Origin of the sequence: Aquimarina sp. Aq107, assembly GCF_943733665.1 — a bacterium.
Lineage (GTDB): Bacteria > Bacteroidota > Bacteroidia > Flavobacteriales > Flavobacteriaceae > Aquimarina.
On sequence record NZ_OX030782.1, the window covers coordinates 4892907 to 4910567 of the forward strand.

At 33.0% G+C, this 17661-nt stretch carries 14 protein-coding genes; 5 read left to right on the plus strand and 9 right to left on the minus strand.

What is annotated here, in order from left to right; translation table 11 throughout:
• Window positions 1–109 precede the first annotated feature (109 nt).
• The 5 genes from NMK29_RS21210 to NMK29_RS21235 all read right to left on the minus strand — a co-directional run bounded on the left by NMK29_RS21210 (window position 110) and on the right by NMK29_RS21235 (window position 6832).
• Window positions 110–1474: a hypothetical protein gene (locus NMK29_RS21210; protein ID WP_108804644.1), complete on the minus strand. Its 1365-nt coding sequence runs from the start codon at window positions 1472–1474 to the stop codon at window positions 110–112.
• A 14-nt stretch (window positions 1475–1488) separates the two neighbouring features.
• Window positions 1489–3975 (minus strand): choice-of-anchor B family protein, encoded by a 2487-nt coding sequence (locus tag NMK29_RS23910; RefSeq protein WP_108804645.1) that lies wholly within the window; start codon window positions 3973–3975, stop codon window positions 1489–1491.
• A 183-nt stretch (window positions 3976–4158) separates the two neighbouring features.
• Window positions 4159–5583 carry a choice-of-anchor B family protein gene (locus NMK29_RS21230; RefSeq protein WP_108804646.1) on the minus strand — a complete coding sequence of 475 codons (1425 nt, stop codon included), beginning with the start codon at window positions 5581–5583 and terminating at the stop codon, window positions 4159–4161.
• A 33-nt stretch (window positions 5584–5616) separates the two neighbouring features.
• Complete coding sequence (locus tag NMK29_RS23915) at window positions 5617–6036, minus strand: choice-of-anchor B family protein (protein ID WP_371924105.1); 420 nt, start codon at window positions 6034–6036, stop codon at window positions 5617–5619.
• Window positions 5975–6832, minus strand: coding sequence for a choice-of-anchor B family protein (locus tag NMK29_RS21235; protein WP_371924106.1), 858 nt, complete (start codon window positions 6830–6832; stop codon window positions 5975–5977). Before NMK29_RS21235 ends, NMK29_RS23915 begins: the two co-directional genes overlap by 62 nt.
• 211 nt (window positions 6833–7043) lie before the next feature.
• On the opposite strand from NMK29_RS21235, the gene NMK29_RS21240 reads away from it, so the two are divergent.
• Window positions 7044–7565 (plus strand): hypothetical protein, encoded by a 522-nt coding sequence (locus NMK29_RS21240; RefSeq protein WP_108804648.1) that lies wholly within the window; start codon window positions 7044–7046, stop codon window positions 7563–7565.
• 81 nt (window positions 7566–7646) lie between these two features.
• On the plus strand, window positions 7647–8693 hold the full coding sequence (gene thiL, locus NMK29_RS21245; RefSeq protein ID WP_108804649.1) for a thiamine-phosphate kinase: 1047 nt from the start codon (window positions 7647–7649) through the stop codon (window positions 8691–8693).
• 1 nt (window position 8694) lies between these two features.
• On the opposite strand, the gene NMK29_RS21250 is transcribed toward thiL, so the two are convergent.
• Both NMK29_RS21250 and NMK29_RS21255 read right to left on the minus strand, forming a co-directional pair.
• Entirely contained in the window at window positions 8695–8964 is a 270-nt protein-coding gene (locus NMK29_RS21250) for a hypothetical protein (RefSeq protein ID WP_108804650.1), read from the minus strand.
• 220 nt (window positions 8965–9184) lie between these two features.
• Entirely contained in the window at window positions 9185–9964 is a 780-nt protein-coding gene (locus NMK29_RS21255; protein WP_108804651.1) for an alpha/beta fold hydrolase, read from the minus strand.
• A 60-nt stretch (window positions 9965–10024) separates the two neighbouring features.
• On the opposite strand from NMK29_RS21255, the gene brnQ reads away from it, so the two are divergent.
• Window positions 10025–11302: a branched-chain amino acid transport system II carrier protein gene (gene brnQ / locus NMK29_RS21260; protein ID WP_108804652.1), complete on the plus strand. Its 1278-nt coding sequence runs from the start codon at window positions 10025–10027 to the stop codon at window positions 11300–11302.
• A 123-nt stretch (window positions 11303–11425) separates the two neighbouring features.
• On the plus strand, window positions 11426–12766 hold the full coding sequence (locus tag NMK29_RS21265; protein WP_108804653.1) for a cytochrome-c peroxidase: 1341 nt from the start codon (window positions 11426–11428) through the stop codon (window positions 12764–12766).
• Here NMK29_RS21265 and NMK29_RS21270 read toward each other — a convergent pair.
• Both NMK29_RS21270 and NMK29_RS21275 read right to left on the minus strand, forming a co-directional pair.
• A complete protein-coding gene (locus NMK29_RS21270) occupies window positions 12763–13137 on the minus strand; it encodes a glyoxalase/bleomycin resistance/extradiol dioxygenase family protein (RefSeq protein ID WP_159092304.1) in 375 nt (124 codons plus the stop codon). The two genes, NMK29_RS21265 and NMK29_RS21270, sit on opposite strands and share 4 nt — an antisense overlap.
• 150 nt (window positions 13138–13287) lie before the next feature.
• Entirely contained in the window at window positions 13288–14583 is a 1296-nt protein-coding gene (locus NMK29_RS21275) for an aminopeptidase P family protein (protein WP_108804655.1), read from the minus strand.
• Between the two features lie 139 nt (window positions 14584–14722).
• Between NMK29_RS21275 and NMK29_RS21280 the strand changes: the two genes are divergently transcribed.
• The gene (locus NMK29_RS21280; RefSeq protein WP_108804656.1) at window positions 14723–17575 is read left to right on the plus strand and encodes a glycosyl hydrolase; all 2853 of its coding nucleotides are present in this window, start codon (window positions 14723–14725) and stop codon (window positions 17573–17575) included.
• The last annotated feature ends 86 nt before the right edge of the window (window positions 17576–17661 follow it).

Consider the following 17661-nt stretch of genomic DNA (forward strand, 5'->3'; position numbering starts at 1 on the left):
AATTTGAGGTATACTTTACAAAATTACTGTTGTGAGTAACTAAATAAATTTTCACTGTTTTTTTTAAAAAACATAAATTTCTTTAATAACGAATTCAAAGCCTTATTTATTATTTATATTTTATTATTATAATATCCTTATTTCCTTGATTATTCGGAACGTCTATATCATTGCTTTCAGTACTACCGACTATCAAAATCTTTTTGTCTTGCGTTTCTGTACATCCTACTGCAAATTCTGCTAAAGATCCACCAATGGTAGATTTCCATATGACATCTCCAGTACTATCAATTAGAATATTCCAGATATCACTTTGACCCTGATTTTCATCAACATCTCCGTTATTACTTCTGGAATTACCTGTGATAATAAAACCACCTTCTTGTGTAGCATAAATTCCTCTTGCCGTATCGAACTCTGTTCCTCCTAATGATTTTTCCCAGATTAAATTCCCATTATCATCAATTTGAATCATCCATAGATCGGCGTTTCCTTTAGCGTTAGAAATATCACCATCAGAACTTCTAGAATCCCCTACAATAATATATTTTCCATCACCAGATGTTGCAATTGCGTATCCAACATCAATTTCAGAACCTCCAAAAGATTTTTCCCAGACTTTAGTTCCTTCTGCGTTAATTTTAACGACCCAAAAATCATAGCTGCCATTAGGAGCAGTAATATCAAAATCATCACTTTCAGAAGATCCGATCATTAAAAAACCCCCATCTTCGGTCTGTACTGTGTCATAGCTTCTATCATTATTTGTTCCTCCAAAATAACGTCTCCATTCTTTATTTCCTGAAGCATCTAATTTAATTCCCCAGAACTCTCCAACTCCGTGTTTTTCAAAAAATGTTTTATTATCATTTCCCTCACCATTACTAGCTGTAACATCCAGAAAACCGGTGAGGAAATAACCATTATCAGTAGTTTGTACAACAGAGAATGCACGGTCAATACCAGGAAACCCAAAAGATTTTTCCCATTCTAAATTTCCTGAAGCGTCAATTTTTACAATCCAATAGTCTTGTAGTCCTGCATTTTCACTTACATCACCATCAGTACTTCTACTATAACCAACTAAAGCATAACCCCCATCTACGGTTTTAATAATTCTTTGTCCACGATCATCTCCAGTACCACCATAGGTTTTACTCCAAAGAATAGTTCCTTCTTTAGAAATTTTTAAAACCCAAAAATCACTGTCGGTAGCATCTTTATCAGTTATATCACCATCAATACTTTGTGTATACCCAAAAACAACATAACTCCCATCTTCAGACTCTATAATGGATAAAGCATCGTCTTCTCCACTTCCGCCAAAGGTTTTGATCCATTCTACCGTTCCCTGAAAACCGTCATCAGGATTTATAGGAGGCGTAGAGGTTGTATTGTCATCACTGCTACAACCTACAATATATGTAACAAGAAAAATTAATAAGAATTTATGAAAGAAATTGAATTTACACATTTGTTAATATTAAATTATCTTTTTATTAAACGTTTGGTAATCTGATTGTTATCGTTAAAAACTTTTAAAAGATAAACTCCAGCATTTAAACTTGATACGTCTATTGTTTTTGTAACGTTTCCTTTACTTATCAATTGTCCGGTAATGGATATAATTTCATACGATGCTGTTTGATCTGTATTTAAAAATACTTCTAGGACTTTACCAAATACTGGGTTTGGGTATATTTTTAACGCCAGAATATCTTCATCTTCATTACCAAAAACAGGAATGATATTAGAAGTTACTATCTGCTCATTATTAGATCTTCCACAAGAGCCTTCATAGATCTTTACAGAAGAAAAATCTGAGGTATTACCAGAACCACTATCATTGTCATTTATAAATACCAATCTGTCCATTGTTCCTGTATAGAAACTACCTACTGGAATTACATATGTTATAAAATCATTACCAGAATAGTTATCATAGTTGGTAACACCATAATTTTGAGTACCATGTACTTTGAAATATCTTGTAGAAGTTAAGGTGTTATCATTTTCAAAACCAATGGCATGAATTTCTCCTTGGGATGAGCTTCTGAACTCAAATTCAATTACCGTATTGGGAGTTACAGTATAGTTGTAAGGAATATATTTCCAGGTATTATTCGTTAAAGATAATGTTGTACCAGTATTATTTACAACAAAGTCACCAGCTGAATCCTGATTGGAGAACGGAGTGATCTGAAAATCGCTAAAATCAATACTATCACATGTTGGAGGAGGAGTGTTGCCATCTGTAATATTTACATCATCTATGGCAATATCACTCTGCCATCCTTGAGAACCACTTCCTGTTATAGCACTAAATCGTAATTGAACACTTGCTTCCCCAGAATATGAGGATAAATCTATTGTTGCGGCATTCCAGTTGCTTCCTTGGTCTCCGCTTCGGTTAAAAATAGATGACCAATTTCCTTGGTTGTCAATTCTTGCTTCTACTGTTAAACTATTAATAGCGCTTCCTAACATGTGATATTGAAATGTTAAGCTTGGTGATGTAAGATTAGTAAAATCTAAACAAGGAGAATTTAAAACTGCGTTTTTGTTTGGATAACCCGTTCCATTACCAGAAGCTTCTACATAAATATAGGTGTTACCATCTGATGCTGCGGTTGGACCTGTTCCTGTGGAAGGAGTACCTCCAGAATCTCTAGTCCAATTTAGGTCATCATCAGAAGCATTTTCCCAAAACCCAAAACTAGATTCAAAACTTTCACTAAACGGAAAAGAATTTACGACTGAAGAGCAGTCATCTCCTCCACCATCTCCAGGTTCACTTTTTCTTACTAAGAAAAAACCACCCTCTATATCACTTATAACTATATTTCCACTATTAAAATATGGATAGATATTCCAAGCTCCATTAAAAGAAGCACTATTACTAGATGGATACGTGTCAAAATATCCGATTTCATTAATATTTGTATTACCTATATCTGCAATATCAATAACTCTAAACCCAGCTCTATAATTAGCCAAATAAAACTTATCTCCTTTTACATATCCATTATGATCAATAGCTGGAGTAGGTCCATTATATATCATATGTTGTTGCGGATTATCTAGATCTTCAAAATCAAAAATAATAGTTCTTGTATTAAAACCTACGCCTTGCTCATCTGTCTCATCTCCTAAAAGAAAATATCTCATATCATCAGTGAACCACCCTTGGTGGGTATATCCAATATTTGTATACTGTATGGTAGAAATTGTTGTTGGATTTGATTTGTCAGTAATATCTGCAATTACTACTTCGATCTCATTACTGCCGATAAGAATTTCTCTTCCGTTATAATCTGGATCGGGACCGTTATAGGTAACTACTTGAGCATCGTGAGTATAAGCTCTTTGGCCTCCAGATAAAAAACCACCAGCATTGGTCGGATTTTTAGGATCTTGAATATTCACGAATAATGGTCCTCCGTTATATGGCCCAGAACCTCTTTGTGCTCCTACGATATAAGCAAATCCGGTATCTTCATTAATTACAATATTATGCGCGTTTCCAAATTGAGTATATCGAGTATCTGCAGAAAAAGTTGCTGGTGGATTAGAAACGTTACGCAATCTGGTCAGATCAAAAACCTGCATACCATGACCAGAGGCTTCACTTACGATAAAAGCATGATTATCATAAACCTTAACATCTCTCCATAGACTATTACCTGTTGCGGTAGGGAGTTTTCCCAGATAAACTGGGTTAGTGGGGTTAGAAATATCTATAAATGCTGTACCATTGTTTAAACCAATAATTGCATATTCTTTAGATGTTTGCGTATCTGTCCACCCCCAACTGTCATTTCCAGAGCTAGCATTCATTTGAGAAAGTGTAATAGTAGACATAAGGTCGTAATCTTTACATGGATAAGATCCGGCAAATCCATTGGTACAAGGCGTTTGACTATGGCAAATAGTAAAGCTTACTAGGAAGCATAGAGCTAAGGTTAGTCTTTTCATGAGTTTGTGTAATTTTAGAAGTTAGTTAAACTAGTTAGTTAGACTAGCGAATTACACAAAATTAATCTAAAAAAACCCAAACTCGGTCCTAGCTTTCCACACTATTTATCCGGTTTAACCATCTCGTAATCAGTATTTAATTTAATTGTTGAGTTATTAAACTTTAACCTTTAAACAAAGTTGTTATTTAACAATCAATTTTTTAGTTACATCATTTATTTTAATAAGATATATTCCTGGCGAGTATGCTAGAGATAATGTAATATTTTTAGCATTATCTGGATTATGAAACTCTTCGATTTTCTTACCAATTACATTATAAATTTCTATTTTTTCTAATCCTGTAATGTCTCCTCCATCAATTGTAACACTAGAGTTCGTAGGGTTAGGGTAGATTGCAAAATTCGATTTTTCTTCAAAATCATTTACACTTAGGGTATTAGTTTGTCTAACGAGTAAAAACCCTCTTTCAATATCACTAATTACGATATTACCACTATTAAAATAAGGATACACATTCCAAGCACCATTAAATGCTGCATTATCATTGGAAGGATAGGTGTCAAAATAACCTATTTCATTAATGTTTTTATTTGCTATATCTGAAATATCAACTATTCGTATACCCGATCTGTAATTCGCTAAAAAAAATAGATTTCCTTTTACATAACCGTTATGGTCGATAGAAGGTGTAGGACCGTTATAATCCATATGAAATGTAGGGTTGTCTAAATCTTCGAAGTCAAAGATTACTGTTCTGGTATTAAAACCGACACTTGTTTCATCAAGTTCATCTCCTAAAAGAAAATAACGCTGATCTTCTGTAAACCACCCTTGATGTGTATAACCTACACTAGAATAGCTAATCGTAGAAATAGTAATAGGATTATTTTTGTCAGTTATATCTGCAATTACAATTTCTATTTGATTACTTCCAATTAATATTTCTTTCCCTGTATAATCGGTATCCGGACCGTTATAAGTTACTACTTGTGCATCATGGCTATAAGCATCTCCTCCTGCTGAAATAAAACCTCCAGCTGCTATTGGATTTTTAGGATCCCTAATATCAATAAAATGCGGTCCTCCGCTAAAAGTTGAAGTTCCCACAGCATATGCAAATCCAGAATCTTCATTGATTACAATATTATGTGCATTTCCAAAACCTGTATATCTTGTATCTGAAGTAAATGTCTCTGGAGGATTTGTTATATTTCTTAGTCGAGTAAGATCAAAAACTTGCATTCCATGACTAGAAGCTTCACTTACAATAAAAGCGTGATTTTGATATACTTTTACATCTCTCCAAGAACTATTAGTAGTTGCTGTCGGAAGTTTTCCAAGATATATGGGAGTTGTTGGATCTGAAACATCGATAAAAGCTGTTCCATTATTTAATCCGATAAGTGCATATTCTTTTCCACTGGTAGAGTCTGTCCATCCCCAGCTATCATTTCCCGAAGTTGCATTCATCGTAGATAATGGAATCTGAGACATCAAATCATAATCCTGACAAGGAAAAGAGCCCGCTGTCCCATTTTCACATATTGTTTGAGATTGTAAAATGAATGATAAAAATAAGAAACTAAGTAGGGTTATTTTTTGCATGGGTTGAGTTTTTAAGAGTGTAATTGTGTTATTTTATGGAGTACTTTCTTTTACTAATATAAATCCAGAGTTGATGTCGCTAATTACAATATTTCCACTTTCGAAATATGGATATACATTCCAAGCACCACTAAATCCAGCACTATCGTTTGATGGAAAGGTATCTATATATGCTATTTCGGTCATCGACATAGATGCAATATCTGCAATATCAATTATTCTAATACCCGCTCTATAATTAGCTAAATAAAACTTATTTCCTTTTACATATCCATTATGATCAATAGCTGGAGTTGATCCCAAATAATTCATATGAAATTTTGGATTATCCAAATCTTCAAAATCGAATACAACTGTTCTAGTATTAAAACCTACTCTTTGCTCATCAAGCTCATCGCCTAATAAAAAAAAACCGTTGATTCTCTGTAAACCATCCTTGATGAGTGTATCCAATATTTTCATAATTTATAGTAGAAATAGTTTTAGGATCATTTTTGTCAGTAATGTCAGCAATTACTATTTCTATCTGATTACTACCAATTAGAATTTCGCGACCAGTATAGTCGGTATCGGGGCCATTATAAGTTACAACTTGTGCATCATGGCTGTAAGCATCTCCTCCATCAGAAATAAAACCTCCTGCCGCTACAGGGTTTGTAGGATCTTGAATATTTACAAAATGAGGTCCTCCGCCAAAAGTAGATGTTCCTACCCCATATGCGTAACCGGTGTCTTCATTGATTACAATATTATGTGCGTTGCCAAAACCAGTATATGTTGTATTAGCAGTAAATGTTTGTGGTGGATTAGTTACATTTCTTAAACTAGTCAAATCAAAAACTTGCATTCCATGTCCAGCAGCTTCACTCACTATAAAAGCATGGTTTTGATATACTTTCGCATCACGCCAAGAACTATTTTCTGTTGCTGTAGGTAGTTTTCCTAAATAAATAGGGGATTCAGGAGTAGAAATATCAATAAAAGCAGTACCGTTATTTAGGCACATAATGACATATTCTTTTCCATTGCTAGGATCTGTCCAACCCCAACTATCATTTCCTCCAGTTGCTCCCATTTCCGAAAGTGATATTGAAGAAACGAAATCAATACCACAACTTTGGTAAATTCCTCCATCACTTTCAGTTGAGCAAGCGGTAATTGGAATATTTGTATTGTCATCATCATTACTACAGCTTACAAAAGATAAAAGGATTGAAATAAAAGCGAGAGTACTAAGATATTTTTTCATGTTTAATCTACTAGAATTAATTATTGATGAAGAATACATATATATAACAAGCTAATTAAGAAATACCCTATATATCTATAGTATTAAAACTACTCAAAAAGATAATTCTGGACTACAATTTTTTTGTTTATGCTTTGGTCAAAAAGGTAACAAAAAATAATGACTGTTGATATAAAGGTGTTAAATAAAGAAACTGTTAATAATTTTAATCATGAAAAATCAAGTTTTTAAAAAGATAGTATTGGTATTCATCGTATTTTCTTTAATTAGTTGTTCAAAGGATGACGACGCGCCTGTTGTGGATGCTGGAGTTACATTAATAGAAAAACAAGGAGAGTGGCTCTGTGAATTACAACAAACGTGCGAAGATATTTATCAATTCAGGTTTGTAGAAGATTCTAAAGTATCCATTAGTATTGAAGATGTTACAGGAATGTCGGTTTTATCTATAGATTTATCATCCGATTTTGGCCAATTCGGAGGACCAAATTTATTGAATGAAGGTAATCTAACATATTACGGTTGTACACTTCAAAATGAAGAAGTTTCTATAGCTAATATTTCTATTTCTGAGACAGGAATCTATAATCTTTCTATTGCTAGAGATTGGGGGTTAAGTGCTGGCTTTGATGGTACATATAATTTAGTTATTACTTCTGACAATCCTTTTACTGAAGAAGGAGTAGTAATACAAAACGTAGAAGCTATAAATTATGAAAGAGAATGCTTGTAATTGGATTTGTAATTATTAAAATCCCGATTTTTCGGGATTTTTTTGTGTAATCAAATGACCTTGTTCCCTACCTTTGCATTTATGATTGAAGATAAAAATACATCTAGGACATCACTTTCTGAATTGGGAGAATTTGGATTGATAGATCATTTGACAAAAAATTTTAAAATTCAACAGGAATCTACTATTGTAGGTATTGGTGATGACGCAGCGGTATTAGATTTTAAGGACAAAAAATGTGTTCTTACTACTGATCTTTTGATTGAGGGTGTACACTTTGATTTATCTTATGTACCTCTTAAGCATTTGGGTTATAAAGCTGTAATGGTAAATCTTTCTGATGTATATGCAATGAATGCAACTGCCACGCAGATAACAGTTTCTATTGCGGTATCAAATAGATTTCCTTTAGAAGCGTTGGAAGAATTATATTCAGGAATTAAAACTGCGGCAAAAATATATAACGTTGATGTAGTTGGTGGTGATACGACTTCTTCAACTACTGGTTTAATGATTAGTATTACTGCAATTGGACAAGCGGACAAAGATGATTTAGTGTATCGTAATGGTGCTGGAGAAAGTGATTTGTTAGTTGTTTCAGGAGATTTAGGAGCTGCTTATTTAGGTCTTCAAATTTTAGAAAGAGAAAAACAAGTATATAAAGCAAATCCTAATTCTCAACCAGATTTGGATCAGTATTCGTATTTAATAGAGCGACAATTAAAACCAGAAGCTCGAAAGGACATTAAAGAACTCCTTAAAGCTTTAGATGTAAAACCAACTAGTATGATAGATATTAGTGATGGTCTATCTTCTGAAGTTATCCACTTATGTACAAAATCAAAAGTTGGTGTTAATCTTTATGAAGAAAAAATACCTTTAGATCCTGCAGTTATTTCTACTTGTGAAGAGTTTAAATTAAATAGTACAACGGTTGCACTTAGTGGAGGGGAAGATTATGAATTACTATTTACGATTAAACAAGAAGATTTTCCAAAGATTAAAGCAAACCCTAATCTTACAGTAATTGGTCATATGACTGATGAAAAAAGCGGAATAGGGTTAGTAACCCGAGCTAATGAAAAGATTCAATTAATGGCACAGGGATGGAATCCTATAAAAGAATAATTTAAGAAGCGGCTTGTAAATTTATTTTGTCTTTAGTTCTTGCTGCTTTTTTAGCATGGACAGAAGCTAACACATCATTAATTTCTTTTAGTTTGGGAGTCATAACTTCTAGTCTTCCTCTACTATTAGTGGTTGCTTGTTCTCCACAATGTGTGCAGGTATATTCTTTTATATGATGGGTAACTTGCTTAGAAGTTACATAATTGTGCCCAAATAAAGCGCAATATATTTTTGATATGGAGAATGACGAATGTGGGGTATATTTCTTCATATTTTAGGGGTTAAAAGTTCATTATCAGTACAATAATAACATTTTTTTAGTTATTAACAATTATTTGTAAGAAAAATTTTTGAAAAAACTTCATTTTTTGACTAAAAACTGTATTTTATAGTGTTTTTGTCTGTTAAAAATGTATTTAATCGGATAATTAAGGGTTGGGTATGGTATTTTTATTACAAGTCTAAATAGTTAATAACTATGGGAAAATAGCTTATTTTTTTGACAGAAAATGATCTAATGATTTTAGCAGATCGACTTTGTTTTCAATATAAGACATATGACCACCATTAAAAGAGGTGAAATCAGTATTACAGAGTTTAGATTCTTTAAGATTTTGTTGATAAGACAACACAGGATCTTTTTTCCCAGCAAAAATGATCTTAGGCTTATTAAATTTCATCAATGTTTCTGTATGATCTTTTCTAATTTTCATACCTTCTAAAGCAGCAATAATTCCTTGTAATGGATTTTTAGAGGCTTCGTTTTTTATTTTTTCAATCTCAGTCCTGTATTTAATTCGATTTTCTTCAGCAAAAAGATTTGCAATTGCCATGCTCGTATATGCGCCAGGGTTTTTCTTTACAATATCAATTGCACGACTACGATTTATTTTTCTTTCTTCACTATCTGGAAATGATGTAGAGTTTAATAATACGAGTCCTAATAATTTTTGAGGAAATAAATCTAAATAGGATAATGAAACATATCCTCCCATAGAATGGCCTATTAATACTAGTTGATCTTTTGTGATGTGTCTGATCACACTATCAACTGCTTCAGCCATATCTTCCATTTTATGGATATAACCTAAACAATTTGTTTTTCCGTGTCCTAATAAATCAATTGTAATACAAGTGTGTGTATTAGAAAAATACGAAATTATCTGATCCCACATGGTTAGATTTTCTAGAAAACCGTGTAAAAAAACTAAAGGAGAGCCTTTTCCTGAAACATGATAATTAATTTCAATCCCTTTATATGCTAATGTCATTTTGAAATTTTATATTTCAACTTTAATAAATATTCGCTAAAGCGATATAAACGTAACCAAATGCGATTTAATAAAGAAACTTTTATAACAGGATTTGCGTTGTTTTCTATGTTTTTTGGAGCAGGAAATTTGATTTTACCACCTAATCTAGGTTTCAAAGGAGGGGATATGTGGTTTTGGGTTACGATTGGTTTTGTCATATCAGCAGTTATACTTCCATTGTTAGGGATTTTTGCTCACGCAAGGTTGCAAGGAACAATGTTAGATTTTGGAAAAAAGGTTTCTCCGACGTTTAGTCTTATTTATTGTTTGATTGTATATGCTATTTCTATTTCATTACCATCGCCACGAACAGCTTCTGTAACTCACGAAATGGCGATTCAACCATTTTTTGGAACAAGTTCTTTACTCACAAGTACTATTTATTTCGCTATTGTATTATTCTTTGTACTTAATCGATCTAAAATTTTAAATATTCTAGGTAAATTCCTTACTCCTATTATTTTTATTGTAATCCTTAGCATAATATTGATTGGGATTTTTTCTACTCATTCCCCAATGAATGTCTCTGTTTTTGAAACTCCAATAGTAGAAGGATTGTTAGAAGGATATCAAACATTTGATGCAATTGGTGCAGTAGTTGTTGGAGGAGTAATAATTATTTCTCTACAATTAAACGGAAGAAAAAGTTTTGAAGAAAATCGATTATTAATACGCAATTCTGGATTAATTGCTGGAATAGGTCTTTTTATTGTTTATGCAGGACTAATATATAGTGGAGCATTATTTAATAATGATTTTGAACAGGGAATCAGTAGAACAGAACTATTATCTGGTTTAAGTGTAAAAACTTTAGGAAATATAGGAAGTACTTTTTTAAGCGTTTTAGTTTCTCTTGCTTGCTTTACCACAGCCGTTGGAATTGTTACAGGAACTGCCGATTTTATAAAAGGAGTATTCAGAAAGTCTCAATTGGCATATATCATAACTGCAATAGTGGGATGTATACTTGGTGTAGTTATGGGACAATTGGACGTACATGATATTATTATCGTTGCGATACCTGCTTTAATGTTTATTTATCCAATAACAATTGTATTGATTCTATTAAATGTTTTACCAGATAGATTGACTTCTGTACTGGTATTTAGGGCTGTAGTTTTTATAACTATGTTATTTAGTTTACCAGACTTTTTAGCTTCGATAGGGTTCAAAGAACAAGTTCAGAATATTTTAGAAATTATTCCTTTAGGTAACTACAGTTTGGCTTGGTTATTACCTGCTATATTTAGTCTTGTAATTAGTAATATTTTTATCACCTTAACTTCTAAAAAATAAATTAATCTTATTTTTAAAAAGTAAATAACATATGGTATTTCCTTTTTTATTAAATTCGCGTTCTTTAACATTTAATTAAGAATGTTAATGTGGGGAATTTTAATATAGGGAAAACATATACCGATGAAAAAACTATTATTTGTTGCAGTTATTATTTTGCTAGTATCTTCTTGTTCTAAAGATGATTATATTCCTATTGAATCTGATCTTGATGCAGAGTTATTAGGTGTTCTAGATGAAGTTTCTAATGGAGTAGGAACCTCTTTTTTCATACTACCAGAAAGCAATGATTATATTAGTATTCCACAAGATCCTTTAAATCCAATTACTGAAGAAAAAGTTGTTTTAGGAAAATTATTACTACACGAAACGGCTACTGGAGGAAACCCAAAGATTACAGAGATGAAAGCAACATACTCTTGTGCTTCTTGTCATCAAGCGGCAGCCGGTTTTGCTGCTGGTGTACGACAAGGTATTGGAGAATGCGGAATAGGTTTTGGAATAAGAGGAGAAGAAAGAGTTGCAGATACAACTGTTCCTAGAGATTCTATAGATGTGCAACCAATCAAATCTCCAACATTATTAAATGTAGCTTATCAAGATGTTATGCTTTGGAATGGGCAATTCGGAGGAACAGGAACAAACGCGGGAACAGAGGCTAGCTGGACAGAGATCCAAGAAAACTTTTTAGGATTTCAAGGTGTAGAAGTTCAGGCAATAAAAGGACAAAAGGTTCATAGATTACAAATAGATGATGAGTTTGTGAATACTTTTGGATATAAAGAACTTTTTGATGCTGCATTTCCTGATGTTGCCGAGAATGAAAGATACACAAAACGTAATGGAGCTTTGGCTATTGCGGCTTATGAAAGAACTTTATTAGCAAACAGATCACCTTGGCAGAATTGGTTAAAGGGAAATAATGAGTCACTTAGTGACTCTGAGAAAAAAGGAGCGATTGCTTTTTTTGGAAAAGGAAGATGTTATGAATGTCATACAGGACCTGCATTAAACGATAAAAGTTTTTATTCTTTTGGGATGGGTGATTTTGATAACGTAAATGGCGCATTGCTTTTATATGATGTAAATATTGATAATGTAAAAAGAGGAAGAGGTAACTTTACAAATAATCCAGCGGATGACTTTAAGTTTAAAACACCGACACTTTATAATTTATTAGACAGTCCTTTTTATGGTCATGGAGGAACGTTTACTTCAATAAAAGATGTAATATCATATAAAAATGAAGGAGTGCCACAAAGCACAGAAGTACCATTAGAAAATTTAGCTCCTCAATTTGGAAGTATTCAGTTAACATCAGAAGAAATAGATGATATGACTTCATTTATTGCCAATAGTTTAAGAGATCCAGAACTAACTAGGTATGTTCCTGAATCTATCAATTCTGGAAATTGTTTTCCGAATAATGATAATGTATCTAGAACTGATTTAGGATGTGACTAATTTAAGGTAGCAATCCACCAAGTATTTCCATAAGGATCTTTAAAGCCAGCTCCACGAGCTCCGTAATCTTCTTCCATAGGTTGCATAAGGGATTTGGCGCCTGCATCTATTGCATTATAATATGTTTGATCAGTGTCTTTTACGTAGACATACATAGATGTGTTTTGTGCAGGATAGGTTGTAGAGGCTTCTGTTATCATTAGAGTTGTATCACCAATCATTACTTCAGAATGTTCAATTTTGTAGGCTGGATCTACCTTACGAATCATTTCTTGTGCATTAAAAATTTTTCGAATAAAATCGATAAATTCTTCTGCATTTTCAACAACCATATAAGGCATCGCCTGTTGATGACCGGCTGTAATTTTCATTCGTTGCATTTGTATTCTTTAAGGTTTTGATATCCAACGATGAAATCATTATAATTATTTTCTAAAATTTCAAAAATCGATCATAAAAAAACCTGATAATTATAAAAAACTATCAGGTTTGCGGATTAGTAACAATATATAAGATCCAATCTATGATTGATTCATTAATTCCTCTATTTCTTCTGCTTTTATAGGAATGTTTGCCATTAGATTAAAAGGTTCTCCTTCTTGTTGTACAACAACATCATCTTCTAATCTAATTCCAAAACCTTCTTCAGGAATGTAAATTCCCGGTTCTACTGTAAATACCATATTTGCTTGCATTGGCTCAGTTAAAATTCCATAATCATGTGTATCTAAACCAATATGGTGTGAAGTACCGTGCATAAAGTATTTTTTATATGCTGGCCAATCTGGATCTTCTTTTTGCACATCGACTTTATCAATAAGTCCAAGGCCTAATAATTCTGAAGTCATAATTTTACCAACTTCTATATGATAATCTGCCCAGATTGTACCTGGCACTAACATTTTGGTGGCTTCGTCCTTTACTCTTAAAACAGCGTCATATACAGCCCTCTGTCGATCCGTAAACTTACCTGATACTGGAATCGTGCGGCTTAAATCACTAGAATAGTTAGCGTACTCTGCAGCAATATCCATTAGAATAAGATCTCCAGCTTTACATTGTTGGTTATTTTCTATATAATGTAATACGTTAGCATTATTACCACTAGCGATAATAGGAGTATATGCAAAACCTTTAGATCGATGATTTATAAATTCGTGTAGCAATTCTGCCTCAATATTATATTCCCACACTCCTGGTTTTACGAAACCAAGCAATCTTCTAAATCCTTTTTCGGTGATATTACAAGCGGTTTGCATTAGGTCAATTTCTATAGGGTCTTTTACCGAACGCAATCTTTGTAAAATAGGATTACTTTTTGCTACGGAATGTGCAGGATACTTTGCTTTCCACCATTTAGTGAAACGATCCTCTCTTGTTTCAGTTTCTACATTTGCTCTGTAATGCTCATTCGTATTTACATATACTGTATCGCATTGTGTCATGATTTCAAAAAATATTTTTTCAAGATCCTGTAACCAATACACAGTTTTTATTCCAGAAGTTTCAAATGCTTTTTCCTTGGTTAATTTTTCACCTTCCCAGATAGCGATTAATTCACTCGTTTCCTTTAGGAATAAAATTTCACGATGTTTTTCATTTGGCGCATCCGGAAAAAGCAACAAAATACTTTCTTCTTGATCAACACCACTTAAATAGAAAATATCTCTATGTTGTTCAAAAGGCATGGTGCTATCAGCACTAATAGGATAGATATCATTACTATTAAAAACGGCGATACTTTTTGGTTTCATCTTAGCCGCAAAATTCTTTCTGTTTTTGATAAAAAGGTTTTTATCTATTTGGTGATATTTCATGTCTTCTATCGTATTATTAGATGTGTATTATGGATTTTCAAAAATACTAAAGCCAAAAGGATGTATTGTTAAACAATATCTAAAAATTTTGACACTATTTTAGCATTCTATACTTTCAGCCAACTAAATTTCCATCGTAATGAAAACATATAGCTTAACTTTTTTACTATTACTCAGTAGTATTTCGATTTTTTCTCAACAATTAGTAACCTCAGCTGATGAAATTCAGAAGGGGTTATTGCAAAAAAGACAACTCGAAAAATCTTCATTAGTAAAAAATGTCCCTTTTGAAAATATTGGTCCTTCAGTAATGAGTGGCCGTGTAGTGGATGTAGATGTAAACCCTGAAAACACTACAGAGTTTTATGTGGGTTATGCTTCTGGCGGCTTATGGTACACTACCAATAACGGAACAACTTTCGAACCTGTTCTAGATAATGCAGAAACTATTAATGTCGGTGATATTGCGGTTGACTGGAAAAAAGGAATTATCTGGGTAGGTACAGGAGAAAATAACTCATCAAGGTCATCATATGCTGGAGTGGGAATTCTAAAATCTACTGATAAAGGGAAAACATGGAAAAATGTTGGACTTACAGATTCTCATCATATTGGTAGGATCATACTAAACCCATCTAATTCGGATGAGGTTATTATTGGTGTAACTGGTCATCTTTACTCTAATAACGAAGAAAGAGGAATATATAAAACTACTGATGGTGGCGTAACTTGGAAAAAGACCTTATTTATTAATAACGAAACTGGAATTATTGATGTTGCTTATGCTCCCAATGATTTTAATACTATGTATGCAGCCGCTTGGGATAAGGATCGTAAGGCTTGGAATTTTGAAGGTAATGGATCAGGATCAGGAATTTATAAAAGTATAGATGCAGGTAATACCTGGAACAAGATCTCATTAGAAGGAAGTGGTTTCCCGACAGGGAATGGTGTTGGTAGAATTGGGTTAGCCGTTTTTGATTCTAATACTTTATATGCAGTCCACGATAGTCAGTTTAGAAGAGATGGAAGCAAAAAAACTGAAAAAAGTTCTGGGCTTACTAAAGATGATTTTAAGTCAATGTCTGTTGATACATTTTTGAGTTTAGAAGATAAAAAGTTAAATAGGTACTTAAAAACAAATGGATTTCAGGAGAAATATCGAGCAGAAAATGTGAAGCAAATGGTGCGCAGCGGTTCTGTAAAACCGATCGATTTGGCTAAGTATTTAGAAAACGCAAATGCCGCACTTTTTGATACTCCGGTAATTGGTGCCGAGGTTTATAGAAGTGATGATGGGGGTAAAACTTGGAAGAAAACACACAAAGAATATTTAGATGATATTTTTTATAGTTATGGATATTATTTTGCTCAAATACAGGTTAATCCAATAAATAAGGATCATATTTATATTTCTGGAGTACCAATTTTGAAATCTAAAGATGGAGGAGCAACGTATAAAAGCATAAGTGCAGAGAACGTTCACGCAGATCATCATTCACTTTGGATAAATCCAAAGAATCCAAATCACCTTATTAACGGAAATGATGGTGGTGTAAATATTACTTATGATGATGGAGAGAATTGGGTAAAAGCTAATCAACCAAGTGTGGGACAGTTTTATGCAATTAATGTAGATCATGAGAAACCGTACAATGTATATGGAGGATTACAGGACAATGGAGTTTGGGTAGGTTCTGTAACCGCTCAAGAGAATGTTTCATGGCATCAAAGTGGCCATTATCCTTGGGAAAGTATTATGGGAGGTGATGGAATGCAAGTGCAAATCGATAATAGGAATAGTAATGTTGTGTATACTGGTTTCCAGTTTGGTAATTATTTTAGACTTAACCGTGATACTGATGAACAAACGTATATCCAGCCGAAACATGAATTAGGAGAATCTCCATACAGATTTAATTGGCAAACACCTATTTTATTATCTCCACATAATCAGGATATTTTGTATTTAGGAGGAAATAAGTTAATGAGATCTATGGATCAAGGGGATGAATGGACAGCAATTTCTGAAGATTTAACCAAGGGTGGTAAAAAGGGAAATGTGGCGTATGGTACATTGACTTCTATTTCTGAATCTGTGTTTCAGTTTGGATTAATATATACAGGAAGCGACGATGGCCTAGTATATGTAACTAAAAATGCAGGAGGAAATTGGAATAAAATCTCAGATAGTTTTCCGGCAGATTTATGGGTATCTAGAGTGGTTGCTTCTAAGCATAAAAAAGAACGTGTTTATGTAAGCTTAAATGGATATAGATGGGATGATTTTAATGCATACGTTTATATGAGTGATAATTATGGACAAAGCTGGAAGAATATTGGAAAAGAATTGCCAATATCAGCGGTTAATGTGATAACAGAAGATCCTAAAAATGAGAATGTTTTATACGTAGGTTCTGATAATGGAGCATATGTTTCGTTAGATAGAGGAAACACCTGGCAGGTTTTTTCTAAGGGAATACCAAATGTAGCCGTTCATGATATAGTTATACAACCAGTAGCTAATGATCTTTTATTAGGAACTCACGGAAGAAGTATTTATAAGACTAATATCGAACCATTACAGAATTTAACTTCTGAGGTTTTAACTTCTGAATTATACTTGTATTCAATGAGTTCAATAAAAGCTTCTCGACGATGGGGAAGCTCTTGGAGTAAATGGTTAGAAGCGTATGAACCTTCGACTACGGTTAAGTATTATGCAAAAACTGCAGGAAAAGTCACGGTTAAAATAACAACAGAAAGTGAGAAAATACTTCAGGAATTTTCTTCTAGTTCGGATGCAGGATTGAATTATGTAGAGTATGATCTTACTATTTCTGAAAAAGGAAGAAAAGCACTTTTAAAAGAGTTTCCAGATGAAGATATATCCAAAAAGAAAAATGATAAATATTATCTTCCTGTTGGAAAATATGAGATTGTTATTTCAAATGGAAAACAAATAGAAAAAGTTCCTTTTGAGGTAAAATAAAGTATATACTTGGATTTATTGCGGATAGGATTTATATTCACATGTACAAAAGCAATTAACCTTTTATTGCTTTAGATAAAAGTTTA

Bases quoted from the DNA above. Each gene is read 5' to 3' on its own strand.
- NMK29_RS21210 (WP_108804644.1), bottom strand. From the start codon at position 1,474: ATGTGTAAATTCAATTTCTTTCATAAATTCTTATTAATTTTTCTTGTT.
- NMK29_RS23910 (WP_108804645.1), bottom strand. From the start codon at position 3,975: ATGAAAAGACTAACCTTAGCTCTATGCTTCCTAGTAAGCTTTACTATT.
- NMK29_RS21230 (WP_108804646.1), bottom strand. From the start codon at position 5,583: ATGCAAAAAATAACCCTACTTAGTTTCTTATTTTTATCATTCATTTTA.
- NMK29_RS21235 (WP_371924106.1), bottom strand. From the start codon at position 6,832: ATGAAAAAATATCTTAGTACTCTCGCTTTTATTTCAATCCTTTTATCT.
- NMK29_RS21240 (WP_108804648.1), top strand. From the start codon at position 7,044: ATGAAAAATCAAGTTTTTAAAAAGATAGTATTGGTATTCATCGTATTT.
- thiL (WP_108804649.1), top strand. From the start codon at position 7,647: ATGATTGAAGATAAAAATACATCTAGGACATCACTTTCTGAATTGGGA.
- NMK29_RS21250 (WP_108804650.1), bottom strand. From the start codon at position 8,964: ATGAAGAAATATACCCCACATTCGTCATTCTCCATATCAAAAATATAT.
- NMK29_RS21255 (WP_108804651.1), bottom strand. From the start codon at position 9,964: ATGACATTAGCATATAAAGGGATTGAAATTAATTATCATGTTTCAGGA.
- brnQ (WP_108804652.1), top strand. From the start codon at position 10,025: ATGCGATTTAATAAAGAAACTTTTATAACAGGATTTGCGTTGTTTTCT.
- NMK29_RS21265 (WP_108804653.1), top strand. From the start codon at position 11,426: ATGAAAAAACTATTATTTGTTGCAGTTATTATTTTGCTAGTATCTTCT.
- NMK29_RS21270 (WP_159092304.1), bottom strand. From the start codon at position 13,137: ATGAAAATTACAGCCGGTCATCAACAGGCGATGCCTTATATGGTTGTT.
- NMK29_RS21275 (WP_108804655.1), bottom strand. From the start codon at position 14,583: ATGAAATATCACCAAATAGATAAAAACCTTTTTATCAAAAACAGAAAG.
- NMK29_RS21280 (WP_108804656.1), top strand. From the start codon at position 14,723: ATGAAAACATATAGCTTAACTTTTTTACTATTACTCAGTAGTATTTCG.